The organism is Shewanella glacialipiscicola, assembly GCF_023283485.1.
Classification (GTDB): Bacteria; Pseudomonadota; Gammaproteobacteria; order Enterobacterales; family Shewanellaceae; genus Shewanella; species Shewanella glacialipiscicola.
The window spans coordinates 117,094-126,968 of record NZ_JAKILU010000010.1; the positions used below are offsets into that span (position 1 = coordinate 117,094).

Sequence of the window (9,875 nt, forward strand, 5' to 3'; positions counted from 1 at the left end):
TTTGATGCTACTCCAGTTTTAATTTAGGCTGTCTAAGGCGATCAACCCCTAACCTATGGTTAAGGTCATTCCATTTTTCTAATCGTGTTGACGAGCCAGCTAAAACGCCTCGTCCTTGTTCTTTGTTAAGCCATAACTGTTTACCGTTAAAACTATAAACAGGCAGTAAGTCTTTTCTTTGGGTGGCAGGTTTTATTGTATGGTCAAGGTTATCGAGGACTAAAGGAATGGATGCGGGGGTCTCATAGTAAGCCAACACCATATGGTACTGGTTAAGGGTAGTCGCTTTGACCATAGTGATCCGCATCTTATCTTCTTGAACGCCAAGCTGAAGTAAAGTGAAGTACTTTGCGATTGAAAAATCTTCGCAGTCGCCGCCATTTACGCCAATAAACTCCATTGGTGTTGCCCAATAATTTGATTCCCCCCAGAGTTTTATGTCATCAACAAAATTAAATAAATTAAAAAAATTATTTACTTTCAATAACTTTTCTTTTTCACTCATAGTGCTCGCTTCAGACTGTACCTTAAACCAAGCTCTTGCTCGCATTCCTGCTCGCTCACCATACTTTTTTTCTAAAGTAGAGACGATCTTCGTTTCATCAAGATTTTGCGTTGGCTTTGCATATAAACAGCATATGCTAAGGGCTGACGCAATTAGGCTAAAGCGACAGACTCTCAATAATGAATTTTTATAATCAAGTCTGCCGCTCATAATCTAGCGTATTAGCCCCTATTGTTGCTCATCGACCGAGTAAACTGTCCATCTCATATCCGTTGTGGTGTCATCTCCAGTTACTTCAGCGACCACACGACGATTACGGATTTCTGCTTCTGGTGTCTGCTCTAAGATAATGGGACGGCTAGAACCATACCCAATAGCAGTTAATCTACTTCTATCAATACTAAAACGTTCTGCTAGCACTGCTGTAACCGCATTAGCTCGCTCTTGAGACAGTGCGGTATTACGCTCATCTGTACCTGTACGACTAGTATGGCCTTCTATAGTCACTTTGGTCGTTGGATATTGACGTAAAAAGAGTGCGACCTCTTCAATTTGAGGGTAATACTCTGGCGCAATAAAAGCGGAGTTATTTGGGAATAAGATGCTTATTTCCTTTCGTTCATTGATCGCTTTTACCTGACCACAACCATAGTTATCGACAGCCGCACCTTTAGCGGTATCATTACAACGCTCGCGCGCCTCAATAACACCGTCACCATCTTTATCTGATAGATCATAAGCTTGAGTTGTTGTCATTTCTTCAATATTAACTGTATCGCGCATCGAACAGCCAGCTAAAAGAATGATACTTAGACCAAATATAATAGTTTTCATTATTTGACTCCTTCTTCGTAGTTATGCTCTCCACGCCATGCTTCTGGGCGAGTGACCTTGAGTGAGTCTAATAAACGTCCAGTAGAGTTGAGAACCCGATACTTGGCAATGATTTCATCATATTCGGCTTGTAAATAATCTTTACGTGCTTCGAACAGTTCATTTTCGGTATCGAGCAAGTCGAGCAAACTACGTTGGCCTAAGTTAAATTGTTGTGCATAAGCTGATTGAGTGTCCTTTGCAGCCACAACATGATCACGAATATACTGCTTTTGTGGTGTTAGCATTTCAAATGCGTTCCAAGCCAAGTTAACGCCTTCAACTACTTCACGTTGAGCGCGTTGACGGATTTCCTTGGCTTCACCTAACTTATAAGCGGTTTCTTTTTCGCGAGCTAAATCTTTACCGCCAGCGAATAGATTGTATCTCACGCGAACCATGGCAACTAAATCATTGCTGTAACCTCCAACATTCTGACTTGGAATATTACTCACGCCATCTTCACCACCAATATCATTATTCCAGTTGCCATTTAGTTCTAAAGAAACCTGGGGATAATAGCTAGCTTGGACTGAAGAACGTTCATTCTCTGCTGCACGGATATCATTTGCGGCAGATTTCAGAATGGGATGGTTTTCCTGTGCAGTGGTAATGCCTGAGCCGAGATCCTTAGGTAACATATCGGCATCTGGCACGGGTAATATCAGGTCTGTTGGCGCTGTTTCTACAATTTTAATATACTGTGCTTTAGCATCGAGTAAATTATTGCGAGCAGAAATAACGTTAGCATTTGCACGTGCAAGACGTCCGGTTATTTGAGATAAATCCGCAATAGAACCTAAACCAGAATCAGTACGTTGCTTAATTTGGTCGTATATATCCTTATGGCTGTTAAGGTTTTTTTCCGCCAATCTGAGTACTTCATCACTGCGTAGATAGTTGAGGTACACTTTACTGACATCAAGCGCCATGTCTTCTGCTGCTGCAAGTAGTGCCCATTGGTCTGCACTAGCTTCGAAGCTGTAACGATCAACTTCACTGCTGGTATAAAAACCATCAAAAAGCATTTGCTTTAAGCTAACACCAAACTCTCCGCGGTTTAATTCGGCCACGCCATCACTATCGACATCACCTACATTTGGTCGTCTACGGGTCGATACGCCATCAGTCTGTTCATAACCATAACCGCCATTGATATCAATAGTCGGCATATAACCTGCTATCGCTTGATTAACTTGCTCTTCTCGCGCTTTAAAGCGATTGAAGGCAACACGTAAATCAGGATTGGTATCGAGCGTATGTGCCACAGCTTGTTCTAGCGTCTGACTTTGAGCCGATAACGGTAATAGTATAAATGACAGTACAACGGCTATCTTTGAATATTGAAATTGTTGTTTTGCTGGAATCTTCATGACCAACCTCCCGGTTTATAAAAAGCTTAGTGCTCTCTGAGCGCAGTGTCCTTTGCTCTTAAAATTGGATTTAAGATGTACTCAAGTATAGATCTTTGCCCCGTAATCACGTCGACAGAAGTCAACATCCCCGGGATAATTGGCATCTGTGTGCCATCGTTTTTGGTTAAACTGGACTCTACGGTCCTAACTCTGATGAGGTAATAGCTATTACCTTCCTCATCTTGAGATGTATCTGCACTGATATGTTCAACGGTGCCTTTTAGGCCGCCATAACGCGTAAAGTCATAGGCGGTAATCTTAACTACGGCCGGTAAGCCAGGATGTAAGAAGGCAATATCTTTAGGCAAAATTTTGGTTTCAATTAGTAATTGATCTTCTGACGGCACTATCTCAATAATATCGACGCCGGGCTGCACCACACCACCGAGTGTATTGATATGTGTAGTTTTTATAGTGCCATTAACTGGAGAGGTGATAATGGCTTTACTGACTTTATCTTGTGCGCCTACCTGCGCCTCATTCATCCTAGAGAGGCGAGTCTGGGTATCATTGAGCTGCGCACGTAGATCGGCAGCATAGATGAATACGGCTTCGCGACGTTTGAGGATGGCTTCATCCATTGCCGCTTTGACCTTAGGGCGAAGCAGACGCATTGAATTGAGTTCGCCTTGTAGGTCGTTAACTGTCCGCTCGAGTTTGAGCAGTTCAACTTCAGGTACAATTCCTTTTTTGGCTAAAGGACGAGTAAGTTCAAGTTCGCGGGAAATCAGTTGCATACTCGTTGTTAAGGTTGTGATTTTCGACGCAAGATCATCAATTTCTTGCTGTCTTTGTTGAATTTGACGCACGAGTATTTCAAGTTGATTGCTTAAGTTATCTAAGCGTCCGTTATATTCCTCCTGCTGTCTTTTCACTAAAGCTGGCTCAACATCAATGATATTATCAGGAAATATAAGCGCTTTTTTTGTGATAAGCACTTGTTCACGCCAATCAGCAGTCATGTCAGATATTAGAATGCTGTCAAGCTCGGTACGCATCCGAATCACATTGGTTTGTAAGCCAAAAACCTCTTGTTCTTGCTGCGCAAAATCGGAGCGGAAACGGGTATCATCAATACGGACTAAAGGTTGTCCTTTAGTCACAATCTCTCCTTCTCGAACGTAGAGCTCTTGCATTATGCCGCCATCGAGGCTTTGAATGACTTGAACCTGTGATGAAGGAATCACTTTCCCTGTCCCTGTGGTGACCTTGTCTAATTGTGCAAAGCCAGCCCAGAGTAAAAAGCACACCACCATGGCAGCAAGTGCCCAAATAATTAATCTGTGACCGCTAGGAGCATCGGTCATCATGGCGCCATAGACGTCATCAACCATGTCTAAATCGTTTGCTGTTAAATTTTTACTCATCTTTTAGCCTCACCATTCACAAGGCCAAAATTGAGTTTTTCTAACACTTCAGCTTTGGGTCCGTCGGCAACCACATGACCCCGTTCGAGTACGATAATGCGGTCAACAAGCTGTAATAGGTGCATTTTATGGGTGATAAGAATTAAGGTTCTGTCTTTACTAACATTTTGCATTGAGCGAATAAACTGTTGTTCCGCTCTTGCATCTAAACTAGCCGTGGGTTCATCCATCAGTAGTACTGGAGGATCATTGAGTGTGGCACGTGCAAGGGCAACGGTTTGCCTTTGTCCACGACTGAGTGACATGCCGCCTTCGCCAACCTGTTGATCTAAACCTTCGGCTTCGAGATTGGTGAATTGACTGACACCAGACAGTTGCACAGCACGAATTAGCTGATGTTCAGTGACTTGGCGTGTACCAAATAGAATATTATCGCGAATTGTGCCGTGGAATAAGGTGACATCTTGTGGTAAATAGCCAAAGTTACGACGTAAATCACTCGGGTGGATTTGCGCCGAATCTAAACCGTCGTAGCGCAAACTGCCGTTTGTTGGTTGGAATAGCCCAACCAGTAGTTTTGCTAATGTGCTTTTTCCTGAACCATTACGGCCGATAATCGCAACACGTTCACCTGGATTAATCGTCAATGACATAGGATGTAACACGGGTTTTTCGGAGCCAGGATAGCTAAATCCGACATGATCAGCATTAATCTTACCAAGTAACCTCAACTTGCTGACTAAGTGTCCTTTGTTTTCAAACTCATCCTCCTGAGTCATGATTTCATTCAGTTGGCGCAATGCACTAGCGGTATGGTTCGCTCTTGTCATTAATCCTGCAAGTTGTGCCATGGGGGAAATCGCTCGACTCGACAACATGACCGCAGCAATAATACCGCCCATAGATATCGCATTATCCGCTACGCGATACACACCTAAAATCACCACGCACACAACCGTAAATTGCACGGTAAAGTTAGCTACATTCGATACTGCGTTAGAGAGTTTTTTTGACCTTAATTGCCAGTTAGCACTATGGCCAATCATTTGTTGCCAGCTTTTTTGTACTATGCCTTCAGCGCCATTAGCCTTAATTGACTCTAATGCAGATAAACTTTCAATTAAATGGCCATGTTTTAAGCTAGAGAATTTATTACCTTCTTCAATGGCAGCTTTGAGCTTAGGTTGAATAAACAGGGTAAAAGTAATAATAATCATGCCACCAATTACGGGTACAACGGCGAGATCTCCAGCAACAATATAGATAATGATGACGAAAAATAGTGCAAAGGGGAGATCGACTAAGGTGGTAATCGTCGCAGACGTTAAAATCTCACGTATATTATCGAACTCACCTAACTGTTTTGCCATACCACCAATACTGGGTGAGCGCTTTTCAAGTGGAATACCAATCGCTTTAGCAAATAAGCGGGAAGAAACAATAATATCGACTTTTTTACCAGCTACATCTATAAGGTAGCTTCTTAGTTGACGCATTATAAGGTCGAACAAATAAGCAATAGATGCCCCAATCGCTAACACCCAAAGGGATTCGAAGGCCAGATTGGGTACGACTTTGTCATACACGTTCATAATAAATAAGGGTGAAACTAAAGCGAATAAATTCACTAATACAGAGGCGATTAATGCATCACGATAAATTGGTGCAGACTCTTTTAGAGTTTGGATTAACCAGTGGGTTTTATTATCGTGAAGGTAAACATCAAAACCCATATCACCACGATATTCTTGTTTGACTAAGAATAAATATCCCACATATAAGGCTTCGAGTGACTCAATCGTTAGCGTTTCTTCACCACCTGTTTCTGGCAATTGAATAATGGCTTTATCTGACTCGACGTCTAACGCACGTAATATGCAGGCTTTCTTGTCTTTTAATAATAAAATGCAAGGCAGCAATATAGGGGATATTTCATTTAAACCTTTTCGAGACAACTTAGCCGCTAGGCCAGCTCTCGATGCGGCTTGGGGGACTAAATCAGGCGTTAATACGGCGCCTGACATAGGTAAACCTGCCGCAAGCGAATCGCTTGAGCACGGATTACCAAAATGTTCAGTGAGTAATACTAAACAATCCAGTAGAGGATCCACTAACACTCTTTGTGAGGCTGAAATGGCCCATTGGTCTATTTTTTCAGAAGCTGCAGCAGACACCTAATGACTTATCCTTTGGATTTTTATACGGTTATAGGAAGTATCGGTCATGATGGCCTATATTTCTATAGGCCATATGAATTGATTTTATTTAAGGAATGATAGTGCCGTTAGTATTATTATAAGGGTCTATCAGTGACGTCACTCCTTGTGGTGCATCTAGTGTCACTGGCGCGGCATCAATAATGAGTGGGCCATTACCATTGGTACCAAGTAACCCATTAATAATTCCGGCATTATCAGTCGTTCCATATTGGCTATAGAGGTCAACCCCATCAAGCACGATATGTTGATCAGCTATGCCATCCTTATTTGCATCAATATCGATAACGGTAGAACCATTATCTAATCTAAAGCTGAGATATTCATCTAATGTATTAGCCGTTTCTCCTTGGAGCAAATCACTCAGGTCGAGTTTATCTTCATTCACATTGAAATCCACAATGTGGTCAGTGCCATTATCGGTATCAGCATAGCGCCACACGAAGGTATCTGCGCCGCCATCACCACGCAGGCCGTCATTACCAAGACCTCCAATCAGAGTGTCGTTGCCAGCACCGCCAATCAAGGTATCGTTGCCAGTGCCGCCATAGAGAGTATCTTTGCCTGCTCCTCCATCTAAATAATCATTACCACCTTGACCAAAGAGAATGTCGTTACCGGCACCACCAAATAGGATGTCTGCTTTATCATTTGTCCCAGATTGGTCAAACTCGTCAGTATGTTCACTGATATACCTGTGTACCTGCGCATCACTGGCTTCGTTAATACCGAGTTTATCGGCAACGTAGGCTTTAATGGCTGCGTAACCTTGACCGCTAATACCGGCAAAGTGTATCGCGTCACCAAAGATGACATCGTCGCCAGCACCACCATCAAAACGATCTGAGCCTGGAATGGCGTTAACTTGGTCACCAAGAATGGCATCGGCTAGATCATCAGCATCTATATTCGTTTGAACATTACCATCAGTGTCATAAGGTAATAAGTCAGCCTCATTGATGTTTGAGCCCATGCCGATGGCTTGAACTGTGACTCCAAGGCCCGAGAGTAATGCAAAACCAGCTTGGGAATTTGTAACTGCATCTGTATCGGTGTCTTTACCGTTACCAGATAAAGCATAGTACTGATAGTTACCTTGGGCATCGGGTCGCATGGCTCCAACAAGGCTCCGGCTCACGCTGTAGAAGTCGTCTACGCTGAACACATTACCATTTTCATCAATCACCACACGTCCGTTAACTGTATAGACTTGGCCGAATACGTAGCTAGTGCCGATGACTTGTGACAAGCTACGATCATTATTGTCCCACCATGTGTCGTAGACCTTTGGGTTACCACCCGCATTAGCATTATAGTAGGTCGGTTTGCCGTCAGTGATAAAGAAGGCAAGATTAGTAGCCCCACTATTATTTTGGGCATCACCATTGGCGAACCAGTTGGCCGTGGTAGTGAATACATCCTCATAGTTGGTGCCGCCGCCGCTGCTCATATCATCTAATGCTTCTTGAAGAATATTCAATGCATTGGGGTCACTAAGATCTACACTGATGCTGCCCTTAGCATGAGTATCAAAATCAACCAAGAAGATGTTCACTGTGCCGCTTTGTGGACCACCGGCACTGTCTATGAGGGTTTCCAATACCTGGGCCAACTGCAACTTCATCGTCTCTAGCGTATTAGCGTTAATGCTACCGGAACTATCGACCATAAAGGCGATATTGTAGTTTTGGCCTGGCAGAATAATGCTGCCATCTAAGTCGCCAACCACAATATTGTGCTCGCTACCAAAATTGACATCTTGGTTTCCAGGTTCACCTTCAGTGCCCTTGAAGTAATCAAGGCGGATAGTATCTTCACCCGTTGCTGAATTAGTGAGATCGGTCCCTTTTTCTCTGGCAACCGCTTCTACCACCAAGTCCACCTGACCTGCAGTTGCTCCTGGAACGCGAATTGTGACTCCAGTCAGCGAAGCGTCCAGTGCATTTTCAGCCCAGAGATTGCCACCACTCCAGCCATTAGGGCCGTTGTAATCCAGCAGTAGCTTGCCATCATTGTCAGCTACACCGAGTAGCACTCCCTGGTAGAACACTTGCGTGCCAGCGGGCAAACCACTTAATTCAATGGAGTCGAGCAATTCGCTGCCGTCACGATCAGTTAGAGATGCATTGATTTCAACTGGGTAGTCAACATAGGTTGGCTGAACCATGACGAGCTGACCAGTGTTCTTGTCAAGTGTATAAATGCCGTCATCAAATTGAATGTACTCGATATCATGAAGCGCCTTAACGACGGCTGCGCCATTTTCTTTAGTTGTAAAATCAAACCAGATATCGTTTTGAGGATGATATCCACTGCCGTTGGTGATGATGTAATCTGCACGATTGCCCATCAGCACGGCAATATCAGTTCCTGTGCCACCATACAAGCCATCATGGCCTAAACCTGCAACCAGAATGTCATTACCAGTTCCGCCATAGAGTGAATCACCTTGAATATGATCGCCACCAACCAGAACGTCATTGCCGCCGTACCCGTAGAGCATATCACCGCCACCTTGTTGGCTGACAAGGTGATCGTTATTGGATGAACCCAACACTTGATCTTGGCTGCTGGTGGTATCGGTCTTCTTAGCTTCGGTACTAAATGGCTGTTTAGTGAAATCACCACTGCGGAACTGTTCAGTTGTAATCCCTGAGCTGATAAATCCGCTGTAAAGTGGTGTGCCATTAGCGGTCAGTATCACGTCAACCAATGGTTTGTCTGCAACTGGCTGCACAGAAATATTGAGTGTTGCCGTATCTCCCGTATTAGTCGTGTATGTCACAGTGGATACATCGCCTGACCAATGTTGATTAGGTATAAACGTGAACTCTCCATTGGCTTGTATTAGTAAGCTACCTATGGAGAGGGCTACTGTTTGACCAGCATTGTAGCTTGTTAGCACACCGTTATGCATAACGGTAAAGCTGACGACGCTGGTATTGCTTGGATGGTCGTTGGTCAGAAGTTTGCCAGTTACCAACTGATCTTCTTTCTCGGTAAAGCTATCGTCTTTCGCATAAATGACCGTTGCCGTATCAGAGCCTGGGTCTGATGTGTTGTTTGCTGCATCGGTCTGGGTCGCGGTGACCGTGATGCTGCCACCTTCAGCTGGGGTGGTTTCAGTCCAGCTGATAACACCAGTGGTGGCGTTGTAACTGTAACCGCTCGCTGGAGTGCCATTGGCAAACCGCAGCTCGCCATTCACCAGTTTCAGTTCCACATTGGTGGTCTCGGTGCCATTGACGATAGTCAGGTTCACATGGCCGCCGGCACTGAAGTCCGCGGCATTGATGCTCACGGTTAACTGTACGCCAGCACCATTGCTGCTGATTTCGCCTTGTGTCAGCAGACCGTCACCAGGGGTACCGTCATCGACAATTAATACGGTCGGTGCATCAGCGCTGCCATCGACGGTGTGTGTCGAAACGGTGTCGGCAGTAAATGGGTTACCGGCGTCATCGGAACCAGAAACGGTTGCGGTGAACGTGGTATCCAG

The 9,875-nt window shown here is 44.3% G+C and carries 6 protein-coding genes; all 6 read right to left on the minus strand.

All coding sequences use genetic code 11. The features are described 5' to 3' along the window. Positions 1–7 precede the first annotated feature (7 nt). Positions 8–715, minus strand: a complete 708-nt coding sequence (locus L2717_RS10030; RefSeq protein WP_076500684.1) for a transglutaminase-like cysteine peptidase — start codon at positions 713–715, stop codon at positions 8–10. Positions 716–733: 18 nt separating this feature from the next. Next, entirely contained in the window at positions 734–1,339 is a 606-nt protein-coding gene (locus tag L2717_RS10035) for an OmpA family protein (RefSeq protein WP_076500682.1), read from the minus strand. After that, positions 1,339–2,751, minus strand: a complete 1,413-nt coding sequence (locus tag L2717_RS10040) for a TolC family outer membrane protein (protein ID WP_076500680.1) — start codon at positions 2,749–2,751, stop codon at positions 1,339–1,341. The genes L2717_RS10035 and L2717_RS10040 overlap by 1 nt, the downstream gene beginning before the upstream one ends. Before the next feature lie 26 nt (positions 2,752–2,777). Further along, positions 2,778–4,160 (minus strand): HlyD family type I secretion periplasmic adaptor subunit, encoded by a 1,383-nt coding sequence (locus tag L2717_RS10045; RefSeq protein ID WP_076500678.1) that lies wholly within the window; start codon positions 4,158–4,160, stop codon positions 2,778–2,780. Further along, the gene (locus L2717_RS10050; protein ID WP_107884203.1) at positions 4,157–6,334 is read right to left on the minus strand and encodes a type I secretion system permease/ATPase; all 2,178 of its coding nucleotides are present in this window, start codon (positions 6,332–6,334) and stop codon (positions 4,157–4,159) included. Before L2717_RS10050 ends, L2717_RS10045 begins: the two co-directional genes overlap by 4 nt. A 91-nt stretch (positions 6,335–6,425) precedes the next feature. Further along, on the minus strand, positions 6,426–9,875 hold a 3,450-nt coding region (locus L2717_RS10055; RefSeq protein ID WP_248938040.1), incomplete at its 5' end, for a type I secretion C-terminal target domain-containing protein.